This window comes from Candidatus Babeliaceae bacterium (assembly GCA_041660765.1).
In the GTDB taxonomy this organism is placed as follows: Bacteria; Babelota; Babeliae; order Babelales; family Babelaceae; genus JBAZVR01.
The window spans coordinates 161,696-184,680 of the sequence record JBAZVR010000002.1 but is presented as its reverse complement, the minus strand read 5'-3'; the positions used below and the strand labels follow the sequence as shown (position 1 = coordinate 184,680).

The 22,985-nt window shown below is 35.4% G+C and carries 22 protein-coding genes; 8 read left to right on the top strand and 14 right to left on the bottom strand.

Translation table 11 applies throughout. From position 1 onward, the window contains the following. From WC707_05780 to WC707_05760, 5 genes are all read right to left on the bottom strand, one after another. On the bottom strand, nucleotides 1-2,364 hold a 2,364-nt coding region (locus WC707_05780; protein ID MFA6066662.1), incomplete at its 3' end, for a hypothetical protein. A gap of 11 nt (nucleotides 2,365-2,375) precedes the next feature. Beyond that, a complete protein-coding gene (locus WC707_05775) occupies nucleotides 2,376-3,884 on the bottom strand; it encodes an ATP-binding protein (GenBank protein ID MFA6066661.1) in 1,509 nt (502 codons plus the stop codon). Between the two features lie 80 nt (nucleotides 3,885-3,964). Next, nucleotides 3,965-5,149: an AAA family ATPase gene (locus WC707_05770; GenBank protein MFA6066660.1), complete on the bottom strand. Its 1,185-nt coding sequence runs from the start codon at nucleotides 5,147-5,149 to the stop codon at nucleotides 3,965-3,967. A gap of 408 nt (nucleotides 5,150-5,557) precedes the next feature. Then, entirely contained in the window at nucleotides 5,558-6,403 is an 846-nt protein-coding gene (locus WC707_05765; protein ID MFA6066659.1) for a hypothetical protein, read from the bottom strand. 11 nt (nucleotides 6,404-6,414) lie between these two features. Next, on the bottom strand, nucleotides 6,415-7,215 hold the full coding sequence (locus WC707_05760; GenBank protein MFA6066658.1) for a hypothetical protein: 801 nt from the start codon (nucleotides 7,213-7,215) through the stop codon (nucleotides 6,415-6,417). Nucleotides 7,216-7,369: 154 nt separating this feature from the next. On the opposite strand from WC707_05760, the gene WC707_05755 reads away from it, so the two are divergent. Next, nucleotides 7,370-7,972 (top strand): CatB-related O-acetyltransferase, encoded by a 603-nt coding sequence (locus WC707_05755; protein MFA6066657.1) that lies wholly within the window; start codon nucleotides 7,370-7,372, stop codon nucleotides 7,970-7,972. Nucleotides 7,973-8,073: 101 nt separating this feature from the next. Further along, nucleotides 8,074-8,703, top strand: coding sequence for a class I SAM-dependent methyltransferase (locus WC707_05750; protein MFA6066656.1), 630 nt, complete (start codon nucleotides 8,074-8,076; stop codon nucleotides 8,701-8,703). Between the two features lie 62 nt (nucleotides 8,704-8,765). Here the strand turns inward: WC707_05750 and WC707_05745 are convergent, their stop codons facing one another. From WC707_05745 to WC707_05735, 3 genes are read right to left on the bottom strand one after another with little or no spacing between them, the layout of a single operon-like run. Next, nucleotides 8,766-9,443 carry a hypothetical protein gene (locus tag WC707_05745; GenBank protein MFA6066655.1) on the bottom strand — a complete coding sequence of 226 codons (678 nt, stop codon included), beginning with the start codon at nucleotides 9,441-9,443 and terminating at the stop codon, nucleotides 8,766-8,768. A 25-nt stretch (nucleotides 9,444-9,468) separates the two neighbouring features. Continuing rightward, entirely contained in the window at nucleotides 9,469-10,176 is a 708-nt protein-coding gene (locus WC707_05740; protein MFA6066654.1) for a hypothetical protein, read from the bottom strand. 22 nt (nucleotides 10,177-10,198) lie between these two features. Further along, nucleotides 10,199-10,981 (bottom strand): hypothetical protein, encoded by a 783-nt coding sequence (locus WC707_05735; GenBank protein MFA6066653.1) that lies wholly within the window; start codon nucleotides 10,979-10,981, stop codon nucleotides 10,199-10,201. A 98-nt stretch (nucleotides 10,982-11,079) separates the two neighbouring features. Between WC707_05735 and WC707_05730 the strand changes: the two genes are divergently transcribed. Continuing rightward, entirely contained in the window at nucleotides 11,080-11,997 is a 918-nt protein-coding gene (locus WC707_05730) for a hypothetical protein (GenBank protein ID MFA6066652.1), read from the top strand. Here the strand turns inward: WC707_05730 and WC707_05725 are convergent. The 5 genes from WC707_05725 to WC707_05705 form a co-directional block, all read right to left on the bottom strand. Further along, nucleotides 11,951-12,883, bottom strand: coding sequence for an NAD-dependent epimerase/dehydratase family protein (locus WC707_05725; protein MFA6066651.1), 933 nt, complete (start codon nucleotides 12,881-12,883; stop codon nucleotides 11,951-11,953). The genes WC707_05730 and WC707_05725 overlap by 47 nt on opposite strands. Nucleotides 12,884-12,905: 22 nt before the next feature. After that, nucleotides 12,906-14,009, bottom strand: coding sequence for a GDP-mannose 4,6-dehydratase (locus WC707_05720; protein ID MFA6066650.1), 1,104 nt, complete (start codon nucleotides 14,007-14,009; stop codon nucleotides 12,906-12,908). Nucleotides 14,010-14,015: 6 nt separating this feature from the next. Further along, nucleotides 14,016-14,879, bottom strand: coding sequence for a hypothetical protein (locus tag WC707_05715; GenBank protein ID MFA6066649.1), 864 nt, complete (start codon nucleotides 14,877-14,879; stop codon nucleotides 14,016-14,018). Continuing rightward, complete coding sequence (locus WC707_05710) at nucleotides 14,873-16,231, bottom strand: UDP-glucose/GDP-mannose dehydrogenase family protein (protein ID MFA6066648.1); 1,359 nt, start codon at nucleotides 16,229-16,231, stop codon at nucleotides 14,873-14,875. Before WC707_05710 ends, WC707_05715 begins: the two co-directional genes overlap by 7 nt. A gap of 63 nt (nucleotides 16,232-16,294) precedes the next feature. Next, nucleotides 16,295-17,731, bottom strand: a complete 1,437-nt coding sequence (locus WC707_05705) for an NAD-dependent epimerase/dehydratase family protein (protein MFA6066647.1) — start codon at nucleotides 17,729-17,731, stop codon at nucleotides 16,295-16,297. A gap of 29 nt (nucleotides 17,732-17,760) precedes the next feature. Between WC707_05705 and WC707_05700 the strand changes: the two genes are divergently transcribed. Further along, complete coding sequence (locus WC707_05700) at nucleotides 17,761-18,543, top strand: hypothetical protein (GenBank protein ID MFA6066646.1); 783 nt, start codon at nucleotides 17,761-17,763, stop codon at nucleotides 18,541-18,543. Here WC707_05700 and WC707_05695 read toward each other — a convergent pair. Further along, complete coding sequence (locus WC707_05695; GenBank protein ID MFA6066645.1) at nucleotides 18,540-19,337, bottom strand: FkbM family methyltransferase; 798 nt, start codon at nucleotides 19,335-19,337, stop codon at nucleotides 18,540-18,542. The two genes, WC707_05700 and WC707_05695, sit on opposite strands and share 4 nt — an antisense overlap. A 187-nt stretch (nucleotides 19,338-19,524) precedes the next feature. Between WC707_05695 and WC707_05690 the strand changes: the two genes are divergently transcribed. From WC707_05690 to WC707_05675, 4 genes are all read left to right on the top strand, one after another. Then, nucleotides 19,525-20,223, top strand: a complete 699-nt coding sequence (locus WC707_05690; protein ID MFA6066644.1) for an SGNH/GDSL hydrolase family protein — start codon at nucleotides 19,525-19,527, stop codon at nucleotides 20,221-20,223. 79 nt (nucleotides 20,224-20,302) lie between these two features. After that, nucleotides 20,303-21,463 (top strand): nucleotide sugar dehydrogenase, encoded by a 1,161-nt coding sequence (locus tag WC707_05685; GenBank protein MFA6066643.1) that lies wholly within the window; start codon nucleotides 20,303-20,305, stop codon nucleotides 21,461-21,463. Between the two features lies 1 nt (nucleotide 21,464). Beyond that, on the top strand, nucleotides 21,465-22,670 hold the full coding sequence (locus tag WC707_05680) for a glycosyltransferase family 2 protein (GenBank protein ID MFA6066642.1): 1,206 nt from the start codon (nucleotides 21,465-21,467) through the stop codon (nucleotides 22,668-22,670). A 2-nt stretch (nucleotides 22,671-22,672) separates the two neighbouring features. Further along, the gene (locus WC707_05675; GenBank protein MFA6066641.1) at nucleotides 22,673-22,969 is read left to right on the top strand and encodes a hypothetical protein; all 297 of its coding nucleotides are present in this window, start codon (nucleotides 22,673-22,675) and stop codon (nucleotides 22,967-22,969) included. The last annotated feature ends 16 nt before the right edge of the window (nucleotides 22,970-22,985 follow it).

The following is a 22,985-nucleotide window of genomic DNA, read 5'->3' as shown; positions in this document are numbered from 1 at the left end:
TACAAATTCTCCCGCTGATTTTACGAGCGCACCACCGATTCCCTCGAGCAAAACGCATTCAGTAAGGAACTTTGTTGTTGCTTTAACTTGATCACGGAAGGCTGGTCGATTTTCGAAATGATCTTCCACATGTCTTTTGCTGTCTGCATCCCATTGAGCTTGCAATTTCTCAAACTCTTCTCCGCCATGCCATATTGTCGCATATGTTTTACGCACTTCGGCAATATGACCACTTACAGCTAAAACAGCCTTATCATACGTATTTTTTACATGTTCACAGGTTTCTTTAGGATAGGTCACCGCATATAACGTGCCTTGTCCCGTAGCTATCGCACCTTTTTTTATAGCGCTGCTGAAATTACCCGGCATCGCCATTACAGATGCCGTTCCTTCAACAACACCTTCTCCAACTGCCAAGCCTAAATCACCAATAGTTTTTGCATAATTTACTAATGCATCACATGCTAATTTGGCTGAAAGTGCCTGATCTATTTTATGTTCGCCTACTAATTTTCTTCCAGAATTATTAATTATAACTGCTTGTTTTAACAACTGTTGAACTTCTAGCCGCGCAAGATTAACAGACCCCATGTTATTGAGCGAGTTTATCAGCTCGCCATAAACATGTAATTGAACCCGGTTACCTTCATACTCTATTACACAGGTTTCTGGAACTTTGGCGCCTAAATTTTCAAGAACATTATATGTTTGATCGTTTAAAGAAAATACCTCTTTATGAAGGGCTCCGAATTCTTGAATGTGTTGTTGCACAGATTGAATAAGCGCGGAGTTTTTTGCATCTTTTGAAAGTTCTACATTCTGCTCTCCTTTATAGATTCTCTGAGCAAGAGTACGGAAATTTTCCTGCTCACGTTGATTAATTAACGATGTGCAATGAGTTATGGCTTCTTCAATAATCTTAAGATCATTTTCTTTTTCTTTATAAGATATGTCTGCGCTTTGGATCGCTTTTGTATGCTGATTTTGCTTTTCTTGCAGCCCTTCATAGCCGGTATACTTCCAAGCTTTATGACCAAAATGCTTAATGGATCTTGCTACGTGCGTCTGCAATGTCTTTTCAATCTTATCAACTGCTTCTATTTGCCTTTGTTGTTCTCGCGCATAATGTATTTTATCTGCTTCTATTTGTTTTTTACGATTAAGAAGCTTTGTTAAAGAAACCTTGCATTCAGACAACGATTGTCCATCAAGAGTTCCTTTCTCTGCAATAGTACTCGTAATTCTTAAATATTCTTCATTCATAGCCATCGCATGCTTAAGAACTTCAATATCATCTTTAGTTTTTTCCAAGGCTAATTGCATTTTATCAAGCGCAATTTGCGTTTGATAAGCATGAACTAATTCAGAACGATCAGAAATTGGCGGAAGATTCTTGAGATGTTCATTTGTAGCAATAATCTTTTGTTCTAATTGTGTTATATCACGAACCAGTTCATTACGAAGAGCTCCTTGATGTGCCGTTTCCGCTCGAAGATCGCCTTTATTACCAATGAGGGACTGTGCATAGTCATTAATACGCTCCTGAATAACGCCTTGTCGATTTGTTGCCAAATAATTGTGATATCGGGTTTGTGTTTCTTTGGCGACAGACTTTATACGTTCAACTTCCTGTTCAGTATAGCCTGTTTCTTGAGGTTGCTCTTGAACAATATATGGTTCAGGATTATGTGGTTTTATGGTCGTATAAAAATCTCCATGTGACCACGTTGCGCGTTCTAATGTAAATCCTCCTCTTCTTTGAATGGTATGGCTGTCTGATTGTTTTATATCAAAAGATACCTCAGGCTTTTTGTAGGCTTGAGCATTATATTCTGGCAATAATTCCAATAACCCTTTAGATGGATTTTGCATCGAAAAAAAATCTACATTAACCCGACCTGATTGATTAGCATCTTGTGAAGGTAGCGTAAATTGCGACGGAAGGTTGTCTTGATATGGAGTGTGCACTATTGCTACTCCAAAATCCGGAAGCGAAAGTAAAGTTGAATATTGCTGATTATGATTCTGAGTAAAAGATAGTTGGGTATTTTGTTCTATTAGTAGGGGCGAACTGTTCTTCAGCATAAATGTAGTACCATTACTGTTAATGATGCTATTATAATTCATAAGATCGTTAATGTATGATTTCTCTTGGTCATCGCACTTCCACATCGCTATTACCCCAGCATCACGAAGATGCTGAGGGATTGCATAATATTTTTCAATATCAAAAGGAGTCGGAGTATTTTCCGGTAGACTTATTCCGGTAACTTGTGAATTTCTTTGAACCGTAAGTCCCAAACCATTGTCCATAGAATGTGATAAGGGAAATATGCATAAGGCATATAGGAAAAAATATAACATAAAAGTGATCCCTATTTCTTTGGATATTTTTCGTTAATGGTTCTCGCCATGTTGATTAAAGATTCGCCAAAATCTCCTAAGGAAGCCATAGCCTTCTCAGGGTCACCCTTCATAATCATCTTCGGGTTCAGAATACCGTCTATGAACATTGGAAGCGATATTGGCCCCAAAGTTGTATGTGCGGATTTAAATGCTCCGAATGTATTTATATATGCTCCATATAATTGGAGTGATCTATCATGAAAACCAAATTGGAGCTGTTGTAATATTTCTTCTCGACGTTCCTGCTTATCCATAACACGATAAACTTCTTGTATATCTGATCGGTATTTTTGTAATTCTCGCTCTGCTTGAGCCCAATTTCTTTGATATGATTGATCGTCTTTTTTTTCAGCTTTATCGTGCGAACGATGCCATTGTCCTAAGGCAAGTTGCCCAATATTCAAAACAACATTTATAAAAGATATATATGGCTGAGAAGCTTTAACAAATCTGTCTATTTTAATTAAATAAGGTACAGCTTGCCTTTTTTGTTCTTGTCGTATGCAGTCAACTAAATCGTCTATTGATACAAGAGGTTTTGCGCTAAAATTTTTACTTTTTCTTATAGCTCGTGCAATGCCATCGTTTAATGCACTTTTTATTGACCGGCGAGAAAGCCCATTAGTTTCTTTTAAAACTATCGCGAGTGTTTTTTCCTCATCTTGAATAACCACATGCTTTAATCTATTTTCTATATACTTCTTTCGATGCGCTTGTGCCATAGCCTTGAGTTCAATATCACAAAACCTACTTAATATAGCGGAATCGAGCGCATGCTTATTGTTTGTTGCAACGAATGTAAAGAACAAAGCATCACCATCTTGCTTATCCAATTCAACCAATAACGAATCAATTGTTGTTAAAGCAGCTTCAGATTGACGATCATTACGGTGAGACGCGATACTATCAAATTCATCTAAAAATAATATTAAGGGCCTCTTGTGAGGATCACGCATATTGAATAATTCTGTTAATCTTTTCCCCGTTTCACCATAAAACTTTTCCTGAAAAGCATCAGCTTTTAGCTTTATTGAGGGCAGTTGAAATTCTTTATGTATGCATTTTGCTAAATATGACTTTCCAGTGCCCGGTTCTCCATAAAACAAAAATCTATTTCTTACTGTTTTGAGCGAACGCGCAGTTTTGTACTTTTCAGGACACTCAAAATAGTCTAAAGCATTTTGAAATGCGTCAGGAAATGCGTCAGGAAATTTTTCATAAATGTTACTTGCTTTTTTCGTTCCTTTGGTGTTGTCGGGTTCTTTTATTTTAAAAAAAGATGAATTGCTCATTGCTTGTTCCGATTTAGCATATGTCGCATTGCTCATCACCTTAGCACCGATAACTACATCTAGCTTTTGATTAATATCATCTAATTTATCCCCTAGACGCTGCATATTTTCTGAAATTTCCATAGCAAATAGAGAACTGTTTGCAATAAAAAGAATAGAGTACGTAAAAAAATTATTTAATTTCATGATATATCCCGAAGAAACGTGCTATTTATTAATGATTGATTTCTTATTAGTAGTGTAAAAAAAATGGTGCTTTGTGCGGATCAGGCGGAGCTTTTTGCCATAATATTAAGTAAATTTACCTGATTAGAGTGATGCTTAATAATGTATGCGACAATGCTGTGCATATTAAGAATTATCAAAATAGCACCATTGGTGAAATTAACGTACGGAAGATAAGAAATAACAAATTTTTTAATTTTGCTATCTAAAGATATCGCGCCATTAGTTTTATTGCGATTGATAAAGTGCAAAACATCTTTACTGGTTAAACAATCCATAGTATCTCTATGCGCAAATAGCCACGCATCTGCTGTTTGGATAGCTTCGGCTATATCACGCTTACTGAGACCTTTTGACGCATCAGATATTTCTTTTATCGCTTTTGATTTGTATTGGATCACCGTATATTTTAGTAAATTTTCCACCAGCATTGTACGCTCTGCCTGTGCCATATCTTTAAATTCAATACAACTTTGCTTAAAACGACTTAAAAATGCTTCGTCGAGCGAGTTTTTATCATTGGTTGCAACAAAAATACAAACTGATGGGTCGCCACTATGCTTTTGGATCTCCACCAATAACGAATTCAATGATGATCTATGTACGCCAGGCAGGTCAGCATTTCTTGGTTGGGCGATAGCATCCACTTCATCTATAAATATCAAGAGAACGCGGCCGTTATGATCACGTGTATTTAATAGCTGTGTTATACGTTTTGAACTTTCACCATAAAATCTATCCTCAAGATCACCGGCCTTAATGGATATTAACGGTAACTGAAAAATCTTATGAATGAGCTCAACGAAATAGGATTTACCTACACCTGGCCTACCGTATAGTAAAAATTTATTGGGTACTTTTTTATGCTCTTCAATAAATGGTTGCGGATCCATAAAGCATTGCATAGCAATTTGAAACTCAAGAGGAAATTCTTGCGGAAAGAACTGAGCAATTTCATCACAAGGAGACATGTCTCTTTCATATTCATCCGGCTCTCTAATAACAAAAAAATTGCTATCGCCATAAGAATGAGCATTGCGCGATTGCGCCACATGATTCATGATTGTTTGACCAACAATTGTATCCATTTTGTCACTTATACAGGCAACCGTATCGCACAGTTTTTGTAATTGGTCACCGTTATTGTTTTCAACAATGTCAATAGCAGATAATGATATAAAGTTAAAAATAACAATAGAGTATCTTAAGAAATTTTTTGATTTCATATGTCTGTTCGAAAAATTAAAGAATATTAATATATGATGAAAAAAATATGGGGAAAATAATAAGAATATTAGAAGACGTTCATATGATGTACTTTCATAGTTGCAATTTGGCACTGATTTTTTTTAACAACAATACCCTCATTTTTAAAAAAATCAAATAATTAGATATCTTTTTTACAACAAGTTCTGATTGAAACATTAATCAATATTTCTGGATAATGCGTGTTAATCGATTAAATCAACATATTGTTTGCACAAATTTTATGAAGACTTATAATAGTGAGCGTGTGTATTCATTATCACACAACATTCATAACATAGTTGTTATGGACTGATTTTTTTCCCCCATGAATTAACTTTCATGGGGGTTATGTATAATGCACGTATTTACAATACTGATAATATAAATTAACCGACCAAATGGCATTGCGCAGCGAGAATATTTTCATCTATATTTTTGCTAACAGTTATAAAATTATCCATTTTAAATGATATTTTTTTGCTATCTAAAGTTACAAAATTATCATGAATAATATACCCAGAAAGTCGCGCGAGAAGGCTAAATAAAGATTGATCATGACGAGCACCACCAAAACCCCAAGGCGCTGTTCCATCATCTTCAAAATTTCTAAGATCATGCGCTAATTCATACATAGGCTTTATATAAGAAGTAAGCATACTTTTTGACAGTCCCTGGAGCCCGCCCAACATGCCATAATGCTCCAATACAGAGCCACGGCCTCTCTGATTCAGATTAAATTTGTTTAAGATATATTTTGTAATAGTGGGCCTAATTTTGTGATGACATGTATAAAAAAAATAACCATCCTGCTGGATGGCTGCAAAAATAATATCTAACGGCGCTCTCACTCGCATTCCTGAATCGATATACAGAAAATAATCAAAATAATTAAGCGCTTGATAAAAAACAACAGGCTTCCATGCGTACCAGCCACGAGCAAGCCTACCATTTTTCCTTACTACAAATTTTTTACATAAATCTGGGTGCACCATTTCTATAGGCACCACTTGTATATTATTTTGTGCTTCTAGGGCTTTTACTTGTTCAGATAAAAGCCCTATGTCAAAAACAATAATATTGATTTCATGATTTTTATTATGTTTATAAATTGAAGTAAACAGCCCTGATAACCATGGATAATGCTCATAATCAGCGACGGTGACAAAGTTCATGGGTCGATCAAAATGTAGTGCACAACTGTTAATGCATATAAAAAGCAATAACCAATACATACGCTGCACCTTTATTCTTTATCATAAAACATTTTCAATAATTGCTTATGAATATAAATATCCTCAACCAACCGTCGGTCATGATATCGATTTTTTATTCTAAAGTGAAAAGCCTGTGCTGGTATTTTGCCCTGCATTGCATGCAAAACTTGTACGTTTTCCAAATCAACTCTGACATGCGGCAGTCTTTTTATACCATGCTTGATCATAAATTTCCCAATAAGAACATCCTCTGCCCATTGCTTGTTATTGATAAACTCTTTTTTATGATCAACAAGCAGTCTTACCACATCAGGTGACATAATAAAACCACACCCAGATGCATAATGGAGCCTACCATACGGAGATCCTGCATAACAGTTAGTTCTTGGAAGCGTTTCTAGATATGTTAATAGCTGCGGGAACACATAAAACGATGATAAATTTGTTCTGAGAACGTAATCAAATTCAGATAATCTTGGCAACATTGCTTCTAGAGATAATAAGGTTTTATCAATCATACCAGAACTTTCCGGAGCCCAGCCTTCAGTTGCTTTTGCCCAAATAATATCCCCTTCTATGCAATAATCTGTTGCTAAAGTAGGATCTTCCCTAATAAAATAGGCTTCGACATGTTCTGGATCATCGTGCATGTAGGATCGCCATACTTTCTGTAGCTCTGTGTAAATAGGGTACTGGTCAGATGCAATAATTAACACCAATATTTTTAACGGACCGTTATATACTTTTTTATTGGCAGCCATGCTTATGGAGTTATTTAAAAAACATGTTACAAGCATATACAGTAAAAAAAATTTTTTTATTCTTTCCAAGAAACTACCCTTATATATTAATAAAAACATATGATGCATTATAGCTATACTTACACTAGAAAATCTACAAAATTCAGTAAACATAATTTGACTTGCAAGCCTCGGTGATATTAGTTTTATATAAACTAATTTTATATAAAAATGAAAGGTAAAGATGAAGCTCAACACACTTATATTTATTGCTATATCAGTATGTACCACAATTTATTCTATTAATTTTTATGATAATAATAAGGCTTGCACTTCATACGGGGAATATTCATATAATTTTGGCATTAATGTAGCATGGGGCAACAGCGCCCATTATAAAATCGGCAAATTTTGTTCCATTGCTGGCGATGTAACATTATTTTTGGGCGGCAACCACAGAACTGATTGGATCTCCACATATCCATTTATGGCTTTTAACCAAGTATTCCCAGAAGCTCGTGATATCCAAGGCCATCCCGCAACAAAGGGAGATATTATTATAGGTAATGATGTTTGGATTGGAACGCAGGTCACTATTTTATCCGGCGTTACCATCGGCGATGGAGCCGTTATTGGCGCGCATAGCGTTGTCGCAAAAGATATCCCTCCCTATGCAATTGCAGTAGGAAACCCTGCAAAAGTCGTTCGCTATCGATTTGATGAAGAAACGATTCGACAATTACTTGCACTACAATGGTGGAATTGGCCGTTAGAAAAAATTAACAAAAATGTTCATTTATTATGTAGTGATTCTATTCAAGAATTTATTACAACCAATAACCCGTGAATATGTTGTATTTTTAAAAAACCATAATTGACTTTATGAAGCACCCATTTTAACCTCTTTGATAAATTATTTTACGTTATTTTTATAAGGAGAAAGATAGTATGAAACAATACATTTTAGCATGCACAGTTCTTGCATGTGTTGCCAACACAAAAGGTAATTTAATGGAACCGTATAGTTCCATTAAACCATTAGAATACAAAATGCAAAGTATGTTCAATGGCTATTGCGTTGATTCATTAAGACGGATAATAGCTCTACATAGGCCAAAAGTTGTTGTTGAAATTGGAACATTTACCGGAGCATCAGCAATTTTTATGGCGCAACTCATCGAACCTCAGGCAAGACTATATGCCGTCGATACATTTTTAGGCTCTGTTGAACACCACGAGGTGCCAGAATATAGAGCATTTTTACCAAATCTTTATTTACAATTTTTATCAAATTGCATGCATGCACAAGTTGCCCATAAAATTATCCCTGTTCGCATGTCATCAGAAGAAGCAGCAATAGCTTTGAATATACACCCAGACCTTATTTATATAGACGGATCACATGAAGAAAATGATGTCTTTAATGATATTATGTGGTGGCACGAAAAAATGAGCCCGAATGGAAAAATGTGCGGCGATGATTATGGTTGGACTTCTGTAACCGCCGCTGTTCACAGAGCCGCATCAGCACTCAATAAAAAAGTAAGAGTTAATGGTGGTTTTTGGGAATTTATATAACTTTTAATCAGATATATACACAAGTAATTGTGCTGGATAAATTCTTTTATCCAGCACTTTTTTTATGCCCATTCCCAATAACCAAAATTTCTTATGTACCACGGCGTACATACAGGCAAGTAATCATATAATTCTTCAAGATATATTATTTTTGCACCATTGTTATGCATTTTTAAAATCTGCAACCCGCACTGGGTTTCAAAAGAGATAGATTTTTTTATCATTTCTTCAAAATTAATATTACTGAGCGCTTCTGATAAATATTTAAGACGCATTGCAAATACGCCTGTATAAATATTATCGGCAAGCCAAGATTTAACAATCGCATCCGCACTAGGATTTTGTTCAACTAATCGTATAAACTCATCAGTTTCCAAACAATATCTGCCTGTTAATTTAATAATCATATCATCTGGATCAAAATTAAAGTGTTGAAACCCTATCATTAATGATATGCCCTCATTTACGCCCTTATTTGTTATTGAAGAATTATTATTGTGTGTGTAGCATACGTGATCACAATAATCATCAAGAAATGTTGGGCCTGATGCACAAGATTCGACAACATATGGTTCATAACCAAATTCACGTAGTTTTTTTAGGGTACGAATATATTGTAATTTTCTCGTTTCATAATCATACGGAATAAGGGCAACAGTACATACAATTCTTATAGCAGCTACACTTATCGAAGAGGCACATAATAATAGTATTATTGCCCATAATCTGAAATTTTTCATGATAATTTTCCCATACAGTTATATATTACTTTTTTTGTATAACAGCGACATATAGCCCATTCCACCAATTTTCTCGGTCTTCAGCGCATTGCGCAGGCAGCGCAGCTCCATAAAGAATTGTATAACCTAATTCGGTAAATGCCTGTTGCGTTCCGGCCCTGACTACATCATAATTCCAATTGTTAATTACAGCGATAAAAGCATCAGAAAACACACTATTATAATACGTAAAGGCTTTGCAGTGTGATTCTGCCGTATGATTGCCATCGTAAAAATAAATATCAACTGACTTAGAAAATAAATTTTTGATATCAACTTTAAATGAATCCTGTTCGTATAGTTTAAATGATTTATACGGTAGATGATGTTGTGTTTTTGCAATAAAAGTATCACGAGAATAACCATATTCTGACCAATTATCTATCGCTATGGCCTCAAAAAGAATATTGGTATTTTTGTATAATGCGGCTATGAATGTTGATCCGGGACCAGCTCCTATTTCTAAATATCCTGCGCCGGGAAGAGTGCAAAGATTATTAAGTAAATGTCGTACTTTTGAACTCGACATACCCTCTAATGATAAAACATTGGGTATTAATTTTGATGTGTGATTATAAGCATTTCCAATACTGGCTTTAACATGGTTTATCAGCATATCTGCATGATTATTACGAGCTAATATACTTAATGTTGCTAGGCACATGAGACTCGATAATTTTATAATTAACTTCATATTACTCTCTCTTCTTTAATAATTAATCCCAATTTTGTGGCAAAAGATCTTGATAATATACAAGCTCATCTTGATAAGAATGCGCCCAGCCTCTTGTATTTTTTTTCCCACCAAGAATGTCAAATGAACATCCCAAATCTACGCATGTTATGTTATATGCATTAGTCAAATCATCAACTAATACTTTGGCGCACATTCCCGCCGATATAAGCACTATTGCATCTTGTTCTATATGACTTTCTATAATTTTTTTCCATGCATTATATTCGAACGACCAGTTCCGTGGTGGAATTTCTATATAAACATCAGCTCTTAAAAAGTCTTTTATACGGGCGTTTGTACTATTACATATCAGTATTTTTTTTCTCTTTGCATGGATAATAAAATCAACAAATTTGTGCATATAATCAATCTTAAGACTTTCATCATCATTAATAACCATATGATACCAAGCCCATGGAATAGTTACCGAATTTTGTCGTGCAAATTCATCAAAAGCTTCATATACGTTTGCGTTCCACCATTTTCCTATATACGTATTTGGTTTGTGAGCTAAGCTGATCAAAGCCCTTTGCAAGCTATTGCCCAACCAGGAGTGATAAGAATCACCGTCTGCATTGCAATCCTGACGACCAACCATGCAATTGTATTCACCGTCACCATATTTGACAAAAATAACATTTTCACCGCGCGCCAATTTATTAATAATTTCAAGAACAAAGGCAGGCTGCATCGGCGAAATATCAGCTTGCGCACTGAGTAAAAAATAACTAGAAAATAACAACAACTTAAAGATTCTCTTCATAATACTTTTCCTTTTTTATGCATATAAGACATCTGTTGTGAAGTTTATGCTGCCAGTTTATGATCGTCAAGACAACGACAACGTTTTAGGAGATGGTTATGAAAAGAATATATTCTTTGTTTTGTTTTTTATTTTTGAGCTCTTCATTAGTATGTAATCAGGTTCAACTCATTATTTTTTCACGCAATAGGCCTATGCAACTCTATGCATTACTTGAGTCTATTGAAGCACATATCACAGGGCTTGAATCTATGAGTATTATATATCGCTCAGATGACCAGGAATACGAAAACGGTTATACAATAATACAAAAGAGATTTAATACAGCTCATTATATTCGCCAATCACATAATCCACATGCGGATTTCAAACCATTACTTATGAAAGAACTTACCACTCATAGCGCACCATACGTCGTCTTTGCAGTTGACGATATTGTTATAACCGACACCATCGATATGAGTGCATGCGCAGAGGCTTTAACACGTACACATGCTTACGGATTTCACCTGCGGCTTGGATTAAATATTGACCGAGAATGCTTTCCAAGAAATGACGTACCCCTCACCATTCCGGCATTATCACCTATACATTCCAATATATACACCTGGAAATTTATTACTGGGGACTCATACTGGGGATATCCGCATACCGTTGACATGGCCGTAATGCATAAAAAAGATATAATTCCTCTGTTTAATTCGTTTCATTTTGTCTCGCCAAATATGCTTGAAGGTGAATGGGCAAGACGATACGCACCAGTGCCACATAAATATGGTCTGTGCTTTGAACGATCCAAGATGATCAACATTCCCATGAATATCGTACAAGATAATCATGGGAATCCTTGCTTATATTCTTATTCAGCCGCTGATTTGATCGCATTATTTAATCAAGGTTATAAAATTGATATAAAGCCTCTATATCACATAAAAAATAGAACACCACATAGTGGATATACACCAACATTTATTGTTCGTGATGATTCTGCTGCATGCGTTCAAAAACTCGAATAATAGAAGTCTTGATATGTGGAATATGTGGAAATACGGCAAGAAGTTTATGCACATCAAGTTCGGTGTTTGATCTTAGAGCCTTGAGTACTTTACTTTGCTCTTCTACGCTAAAATTTACATACGTAAATGTTGGGTCTATATATTGTTTGTACAACTCCAATATTTCATTATGAGATATAGCTCCTGGATTAACAAAATTATAATTACCAGCAAGCTTCATTAAAGCCATTTGTGATATGAGTGGCAAAAGATCGTCTAATATCGTCATGGAATTTGGAATATTTATTATTTTTTGGTACTTACTAATTTTGGTAACAAAATTTCTTGGATGAAGATCAGAAGAAATGGGCATTCTGAATCGCAAATTAAGAACATTCGGATAGCACAAAAGTAAAATGTCTAACATTTTCTTTGTCTTAGAATAAAATGATCCTTCAAAATTTGGTGTATCTTCTTCGGTAAAGCCTATTCCACTCTTAAGCGGGTGCGCATTATCATATTCATAGATACAGCCCGTTCCTATATTGGTCATATGAATATTATACTTATGCGCTATATCAGCTAAATTGAGTGCACCGATAAGATTGCTACGGATCGTTTCTAGTTTATTATCTTCGCACCAATCTGCATTGGGTCTGCCTACAACACCGGCTGCATTAATGATAAAATCTGGTTTTAAGTTACAAATTTCTTGTTCTATATGGTGACGATCTTCCAAGCGTGATTGTGCAGCAATAGCAATATGACCTTGTTCATTAATAATCGCTACAATTTTTTGACCAATCCAGCCTGTTGTTCCACCAAATACCAAAAAAGTTTTTTGATCAGCATAGCTATACGATGCGCACAGTAACAAAATATGTAAAAAAAATAATCTTAATTTCATAAAACTTCTCCTTTAAAAAAAACTAATGCATTTCTATAATATTCTGTTTTGTAAAAATAGGAACAAGTTTCATAGATTCTCTTTTTGAACACCATTCAGGATTATTTTTGTACCACTGGACGGTTGATCGCAAGCCCTCTTCCAATGAGACAGTTGGCTGCCAATCAAGCAAATCGCGTGATTTTTTTGTGGAAGATATATGACAATCAACTTGACCGGGGCGATCAGTAATAAAGGCTATCTGCGACTCTGGCACATCAAACATGCCAAGAATGCATTGTGCAATTGCAAGCACCGAAGTTTCTTCACCAGTGCCAATATGAATAATCTGATTTTTAATTGTGTTAAAATCTCCATGATGCAAAATTTTATCAAGAGCTCTGCAGGTATCAGTAACATATAACCAATCACGCGTTTGACACCCATCGCCATGAATAGTCAAAGGAAGTCCACACATAGCACTATGTATAAAGCGTGGAATCATTTTTTCGAGATGCTGTTGCGGACCATAATTATTAAACGGGCGTATAATGACCGTTGGAATATCATAGGTACACTGATATGCATATACCAATCTATCCGCACCGGCTTTTGCAGCGGCATAAGGTGATTGTGGATTAATAGGATGCTCCTCATCCATAGGAGTAGTTTTTGCAGAACCACATACCTCTGATGTCGAAATATGTATAAAACGCTCAACATTTTTATGCTGTATCAGCGAATCTAACAACACTTTTGTACCTAGAATGTCTGTTTCAAAAAAATTAGAAGAATCATAAATACTCCGCGCAACATGTGTTTCTGCGGCAAAATGTACAACAAAATGGGCCTGCGGCATAAGCGTATCAACCAGTTGTTTATCAGTTACTGATCCATGAAAAAATGAAAAGCGAGGCGATTCTCTAATCACCTCAGGAATATTATCCAAACTGCCTGCATACGTAAGACTATCTAGCACCAAAAAGTTATAAGATGGGTACTTATCAAACATGTATTGTAAAAAATTACTACCGATAAAGCCCGCTGCGCCGGTCAAAAATACCGTTTTTTCATTCGTGTGGAGAGCCGTTATACAAAAAAATAAAATTAATAACAATATCGATTTTACGGTAAATTGCTTTAACATTGTATATCACCTTTTGTATCTATTAATAATATTAATCCAGTAATCCATAAATAGCTTTTCTTTATTGAAGTACTGTTTTTTTATTTTTTCATATTGTTCTTCCAAAAAATCTTCTGTGATTTCGTCCCAATCCTGAACAATAATAACCGGTAAATCTTTATATAACGTGTCGATCGTAGAAGTTTTAACGACAGGGATTGTCCCAACAAGAAGCGCTTCCCACGTCCTATGACAATCAAGCCCATTACCAAATGGACTGAGAATAAATTTATATTGAGACAGATCAAAAAGATAACGCACTAATGACATTCTTGCAGCACAATGCACAAATGGCTTTTCTTGAAATAACATGCATAATTTTGAACGAATAATATTGGTATCAGATGCAAAATTGATATATAATTGCGATCTTTTGTCTATATTTTTTTTATTATCTATATAATCTAACACGGCATCAAAAATAAAGGGGTTTCCATGTTTCCATATCGGATTCGCTATACCGATGGGAATGGGACAAAATTTTTCATGCGGTGCAATATCACAATTTTGCCCAAACCACATAATAATTTTGGGATCGTCGAGATATGAAGCCCACTTATTTGGCGCTGGCCAATCACCATTATGAGAAATTATTATAATTGGATGCTTAATGCGCGGAAAGATCATGGTGAAAAAATAATCGATATAATCACATTTAATATAGATGACACTTTTTGGCTCTATTTCTTCTGGATTCCATGAACATGGATAACTTTCTATGATATAGTCAGCGCATTCTCTAAATTTGGCACCGGTAATATAATTATGCATGACAGCAGCAATCTGCTGGCACAATAAAAAGATTATACTTAAACATATTTTTGCTAACATACTATATCACCTTCTCCATGATTGTAGCGTAGTTTACCGTTCAGTATATTACGGGTGTCAATAATTTTTATTAAGTTATTCTTGTACATGCATTGCTCGATTGGTAAATATTTAAACTCTTCCCACTCTGTAAGAATAACCACGAGATCAGATTTTTCTAGAGCTTGCATCATTGAAGAACAATACTCAATATGAGGAAATATTTTCTGCATATTAGCATTGGCTACCGGATCATAAGCCTTGATATGCACACGATGAGGTAACAATTTTTCTATGATTGTTATTGCTGGTGAGTCGCGGACATCATCGGTGCCTGCCTTAAATGCAAGCCCCAAAATTGTTACCGTTTTATTATCTGGATTATTACCAAGCGTATGCAATATTTTATTAACTATAGATTTTTTATGCGATTCATTAGAAGCAAAGCACGCCTTAACTATTTTTAGATCTATGTTGCATGAATCACCTATATGAGCAAGAGCAAGACAATCTTTAGGAAAACATGAACCTCCAAATCCCGGGCCCGGGTTCAAAAAACTCTTTCCAATACGCTCGTCCAACATCATACCCTGTTGTACTGCAACAATATTTGCTCCCGATACTTCGCATAAACGCGCTATTTCATTAATGTAGGCTATTTTTGTCGCCAAAAAGCCATTACATGCATATTTTATAGTCTCTGCACTCATCGGATCTGTTACCAAAAATGGAACGCTGCGTTCTATAAATGGATAATAAAGTTGCTGCATTTTTTCTTGCGCAATTAATGATTTTGTGCCGATAATAATTCTATTAGGATGCAAGAAATCATTGACCGCTTGACCTTCTCGCAAAAATTCTGGATTAAAGACAAGATCACAATTTTTATTATTGCCCAGTGTTGCAATATAATCATACAATGCATCAATTACTCCTAGAGGCACCGTGCTTTTTATACATATTACTTTATATGCATCTAAATTTTCACTTATTGTATGCATTACATTATACAGTGCAGTTACATTTGATTCCCCATCTGCATTAGCAGGAGTACCAACAGCAATAAATATAATATCGCTATTTTTTACTGCTGCAGAAATATCATCAGTAAAAGTCAAATTACCAGCACAGACTGCGCTTGCTATAAGCTCATCAAGATGTTCTTCCATAATAGGAACTATGCCATTCTGAAGGCCATTTATTTTCTTACTATCAATATCTGCGCATATCACTGAATGACCAATATGCGCTAAACATACTCCGGTGACAAGCCCAACATACCCAGTTCCAATAACTGAAACTTTTTGATAAAGATGCGTACAAAAATTATAATTACAAAAAATGATCAAGAAATAAAAGAATAGGTGCTTCATAACGTCTCTGTAGGTAAAGATTTTATCTTTATTCGCTACGATAGTTTTGAAGCACTTTAAAAATCAATGATTTGTTAAAAAAAATAAAAACGTCTTTTTAAGGCCTTCATCAAGAGGCACGCTTGGCTCAAAATTTAAAAGTGCTTTTGCCCTTGAAATATCAGGCCTTCTTATCTTTGGATCATACATATCGGGCTGTTCAATATGTATAATTTGTGGAGTATAATTACAGTATTTTGATGCAAGATCAACAACTTTGCGTGCCAACGCTTCAACGGTAAATTCTTCAGGCGTTCCAATATTAACTACACGATCAGCAATAGCAGTTTGAGGTGTTATATGTGCGCTTGTCATAAGCTTGATTATACCATCTACCGTATCATCAACATACGCAAAGCTACGTGTTTGCAAGCCGGAACCATAAATTTTTAAAGGCTTCTGTTCAAAAACCGCCTTAATAAAATTTGTTACCACACGACCATCATTAAGACTCATATGAGGTCCATATGTATTAAAAATTCTGGCTATGCGTACATCAAGATAATATTTTTTAAAATATAAAGATATTAATGTTTCTCCCCCACGCTTTGACTGATCATACTGTGCACGTTTGCCCATAGGATCAACATTTCCTGCATAATCTTCGGGCTGTGGATGTACCCGTGGATCTCCATACACTTCTGATGTTGATGTAAAAAGAAATTGTGCATTATGTTGAATAGCTATATCAAGAAGATTTTTTGTTCCATGCAATCCTGTAATAAGTGTTTCGCGCGGCTTATTATAATAATATTCGGGACTTGGTAACGATGCAGCATGAATAATATGAGTCAGCGGACTATTAAATTCGCAGGGTATACTCACATCATGATGTATAAATTTAAAATTTTTATTATTAAGGTAGGGGGTAATATTTTCTTTATTACATGTACTTAAATTATCAAGCGCAATAACACAATATCCCCTATCTAGTAACTTACCAACAAGATGGCTCCCCAAAAAACCAGCGCCGCCGCTTATCAAAACCGTTCCTAATGATGCGACTTGATCGAAATCACTATCAAAAACAACTTTATTGTTATTTTTATACTCATATTGTATTTCGCGATAATACATATGGGCATTAACGTTAATTGAAGTATCACGATCATAAAGAATTATTGTAGCACCATAATATTTCGCCCAAGTGAGAGCGCAACGAGCACCCTCAATAAAAGGGGCATCTTCAGATAAGGGAGATGTATTATGATAATATGACGGCAAAATTACATATGTAGGAATATTCTTAAGTTGTGCATCATGCAACATCTGATCAATATTAAGCGCGCTATTATGAAAATTACTCCAACCGCAATCATTATTATTCGTGATGGGCGCCAGATAATAACAAAAAGCAACCGCTTGGTTGTCTTCGTATGCAGCATAAAAGCCAGCCTTATTATCATGAATAAATAAAATTATTACTAAATAACTTAAAAAAAAGATATTATTCCGGTACATACAACTGCCTTCTTTTTTAGGAACATTTTATGAAAAAAAAATTACTATCCATACACCTGTTTATCACCATTGCCCTTGGACAGCAAGAAGACGTTATAACCAACCCGCAACAAGCTGACGGTTTTGGATCTCAATTTCAAGCTATCATATCTTCTGTCATATACGCCGAATTACATAATCTTACATACGTTTATACACCATTTCACATGATGGAACACAATTATGATAATGCTGATGATTTTATAGCAAAAAAAGAACAGCTTATTAATTTTATAGATAATTTTGAAAGCAATAAAAATTATGATGCTTACTCACAGATTAGTTACAAAGCATTTGTCGATGCAAATATAGCAGCGTGTGCTGCGAGCGAATCATTAAAAAAAATAAAAAAGATATTTAGAGCAAATAAAAATACGCATAATTATTTTAATAATCAAAATTTCAATATCGCCATTCATATAAGAAGACCCAACTCGCACGATAATCGCATATCTGGTGCCAATACACCAGATAATGCTTTTTTGTACATTATTAGACGATTAAGAACAATCTATGCCGCTAAAAATCCGTTATTCCATCTCTATTCACAGGGTGATAGTGAAAGCTTCAAAGCGTTCACTGCCCACGACACAGTTCTTCACATAAATGATCCGGTCGAAGAGACGTTTACTGCAATGGTACTTGCCGATGTTTTGGTTACAGGGGCAAGCTCATTCAGCTATGCCGCAGGCCTCTTATCAGAAGGAACCGTATATTATATTCCATTTTGGCATAACCCCCTACCCCATTGGATATCAGTAAATATGCTCTAACCCTTTTGATATATTTTCACATCATGCCGTTTAACATAATCTAAATAGCGTGGATTAAAATACGTAGGATCGCTCGTATGAGGAGAAACGTACCGTACAAAACCGATACTCTGCATATAATTCTCTATATCTTGGCATGAATTAACAGTGTTTTCATATTGTGCGTTTTCAGCCTCAAGGGTGATATAAATAACCCTTTCAGCTAAATAACTCCCGGCGCTTTTAACTATATCCAAATCAGATCCTTGGGCATCAATCTTGATATACTCAATAACTGGATGCGTATCAAAAGGGAATACATCGAAAAAATCTGACAAAGCAAAAATGGGGACATCTATAATCTGTTTAACGTCAAAATATTTAGGAGAATATATACTTGAGCAACCGCAATCATTTTCTGTGACAAAAAAATTTATCGTAGAATTACTTGATAAGCCTAACGCGCAAGGGATCAAGAAGAAGTTTTTCCCTATAAATTTTTTCTCTAAGGGATTGCCGTGATCTTTATGCCTTTTGGTTGCGCCCTGCACTATTGACGCTACAGCTTCAGGGTTAGGTTCAAATCCGAATACGAGCAAGTCATCTTCATGCGTCAGCCAATATTGCGATATTGGCGCAGAATAAGATAAACCAATATCCAATTTTATATGTTGTATATAAGCCGGAATTTCAATTTTTCCATCAGATTGCCTCATGGAAATAACATCACGCACGAGTGTTTTTAAATCTTGAGCTTTCATTATATGCACTGCAAAAAATAATAAACCTATACATTTAATTGATCGCAAAAACATGCATTACCCTCATCAATGAAAACTAAAAAATATAATAATATAACTATAAAGCACCATAGTATGGCATACACTCACCGTCAAGAACTGTCTTATTTTTTTCTTTTTAAAATTTTTTATTGCTTCGATCTTAAACAAGCTTGTATCTTAAAAAATATATTTTAACGTATATTATTTAGGGAAATACACGATGTGTTTTATCAGAAAAATAAGATATTTATTATCTATACATGCACTACTTATTTTTAATTTATTATTACCTGCACCTCATATATACATATTTGGAGATAGTCATGCTCGATGGGGCTTTAGTGATATGGGGCAATTAGAGTATGTTTTTACGTATGATGATACCATAAAAATACCTTTTTCTATTAATTGGGCCCCATCAAAAACTATGCAAGAGGTAAGCAATCATGGATTACATGTTGCTTCCTATGGAGTTAAAAAAAATGATATTGCTCTTTTTGTTTTTGGTGAAGTAGATGTGCGATATTATATTGGCAGGGAAAGAGATACACAGCATAAAGAATTGAATGATATTCTTGATGCTCGTATTACAAGTTATATTACGGCAATTAATAGCAATAAAAACCATAACAATACGCTCTGCTGTATTATTATGGAGGTAATGCCACCAGCACGACATGATACATATTATGGTACCATTGAAGACAGAGTTGCAATAACTCGCGCATTAAATAAAAAATTACGCGCAGCGTGCGAAAAAAATAATATATTATTTTTGCCGCTCCATGATATATATGCCAATCATGATGGCTCATTTAATGCTGCGCTGAGCGAAGGCACCGTTCATATTAATATGCAGCACAATTTCCATATTAGACGACGTCTCATAGAACTATTATTAGCATCAAAAATTATTTAACCTATGTAAGATCTCCAAAAACAAGCTTGTCGCCCCTGACATAATATAGTATGGTGTCGAATAAAAAGAGGGCTTTTTTATGAACAAAATATGGTTATTATCTCTTCTTGCAATCTCTATAATACATGCACGAAATTCAATTACCGTGATTGGTATAGGCAAACTAGGGTTGTGCACAGCGCTGTGTTTTGAACAAGCCGGATATGACGTACTGGGTATTGATCTCAATCAAGAATATATTGCCAGCCTTAATAACAAAACGTTCAATTCTTTAGAACCACATGTAAACACGCTCTTACACAATAGCACTCGCTTTACAGCGAGCTGTTCTTTAGACGAAGGCCTCGAATTTTCTGATATATATTATATTATGGTCGACACCCCCTCAACACCGCACAAAGAAGCCTATGATCACAAAAATTTAAATAACGTATTATCAGAAATTAATAAAAGAAAAGTAACCAATAAACATATTGTCATAGGGTGCACCGTATTTCCTGGATACATACGCACAATCGGAAAAAATCTTCTTAAAGATTGCATCAACACTACCCTCAGTTATAACCCTGAATTTATTGCCCAGGGCAATATTATACATGGATTACAACACCCCGATATTGTATTAATTGGCGAAGGATCACCAGAAGCTGGCGATACAATAGAAGCACTCTATCAAAAAACTTGTTTAAATAAACCGCGTATATGCCGCATGAGCCCTGATAGCGCAGAAATAACAAAACTTGCGGTCAACTGTTTTATTACTACCAAAATTGCCTATGCCAATATGGTAGCAGATATTGCAGACAAAACGCCTGACGCAGATAAATATGCCATTCTTAACGCGATAGGCGGCGACAATCGTATTGGACATCTATGCTTAAAGCCTGGGTATGGCTTTGGCGGTCCGTGCTTTCCACGAGACAATCGTGCTCTAGGAAGCTATGCGCAAACTCTTGGCATTGATCCTGTTATTCCCCAAGCAACCGACAGCGCAAACAAATTGCATGCCCACTTTATGACCAAGCAATTTTTAGATAAACATCAAGAAACGTACATTTTCGAAAAAGTTACTTATAAAAATGCATGCAACGTACCCATTATCGATGAATCTCAAAAATTGGTTGTAGCAGCTGCGCTTGCACAAAAGGGTAAAAAAGTTGTCATTATTGATACAGAACCAGTTATCAAAGAAGTACAAAAAGTTTTTGGTGATATGTTTGAATACCAGCTCGAGATATAACATGAAAACTGCAGCCATTAATGCACAAAGAAGTTACTCCCAACAATTAACACATCAATTTTACAAAAATATTATTCCAGTACATGCGACCAGTTTATTTATTGATGATATAGCACAATTATATGGTACCCCTGCCGTATATGACTATATAATTATACACGGCACTCTGCATAACGCAGATATACAGCAAATGCTCAACTCACTGCATAATTATATGCACGAAAAAACGCGCGTTATTATTGACTGGGACATCGCATTTTGGAAAAGTAATCGGCTATCTTTTTCTGACGTAAAAAACTTTTTAATACTCGCAGATTTTGAATATATAACCACAAGACGCTATATGTTGTGCCCCGTGTACATCCCAGGCCTATCATGGTTTTTTAATACTCTATGCGCAGCACTTCCCATAGTTAATAAACTCTGCTTACGGCAAATTATTATTGCCAAAAATAGACAAACAATTGATCAAGAACAGTCAGTTTCTGTTATTATCCCGTGCAAAAATGAACGCGGTAATATAGATCAGGCGGTTATGCGTATACCAAAAATGGGTACATCGTTAGAAATTATTTTTGTTGAGGGTAATTCACAGGATAATACGTGGGAAGAAATTATGCGCATTATTGCAATGTATCCGGACAAAAATATCACAGCGTATCAACAAACAGGTCGAGGAAAAGCTGACGCCATGCGATTGGGCTTTAGTAAAGCACAAAATGATATTCTTATGATTTTAGACGCTGATTTAACCGTAATGCCAGAAGAATTACCACATTTTTACCATGCATTGACGACTGGCAAGGGCGATTTTGTTAATGGCTGCCGACTTGTTTATCCTATGGAGGCAGGCGCGATGCAATTTTTAAATATGCTCGCCAATTATTTTTTTGGCGCAGCATTTTCTTGGATTGTGGGACAGCGTATGAAAGATACATTGTGCGGCACAAAGGTAGTATATGCGCAGGATTATCAAAAAATAGTAGAAAGCTCTGCATTATATGGTATCAAAGACCCATTTGGCGATTTTGATCTCATTTTTGGGGCCGCACGTATGCATTTAAAGATTATCGAAGTTCCCGTTCATTATAAAAAAAGATTATACGGGACAACGCAAATTAAAAGATTTTATCATGGATTATTGCTGTTGAAAATTTGTATACTTGGTTGTATACGTTTTAAAACAGGGTTAATGAAAGCGAGATAGCAATGTTTGCCTTTTTAACAAAAACACATGAAGACGAAAAAACCGTATCATACACCTGCGAAACCACAATAAGCAGAGGGACAGAAATTACCGAATCCGGAAAAAAACGGGAAGAAGGACATACTATTTCTGGACACTGTTTGTACAATAAAATCACCAAAGAATGCCATTTTGAGAACAACACAGATCCTTACTTTATCACAACAAGCCCTGAACGAGTTATGATTTTTGAAAAGTTGCAAGAAATTGCCCGCTCTGGCGAAAAATTTCCACAAACAATCTCCATACGCAACAAATAAATGAACCGAATCGCTC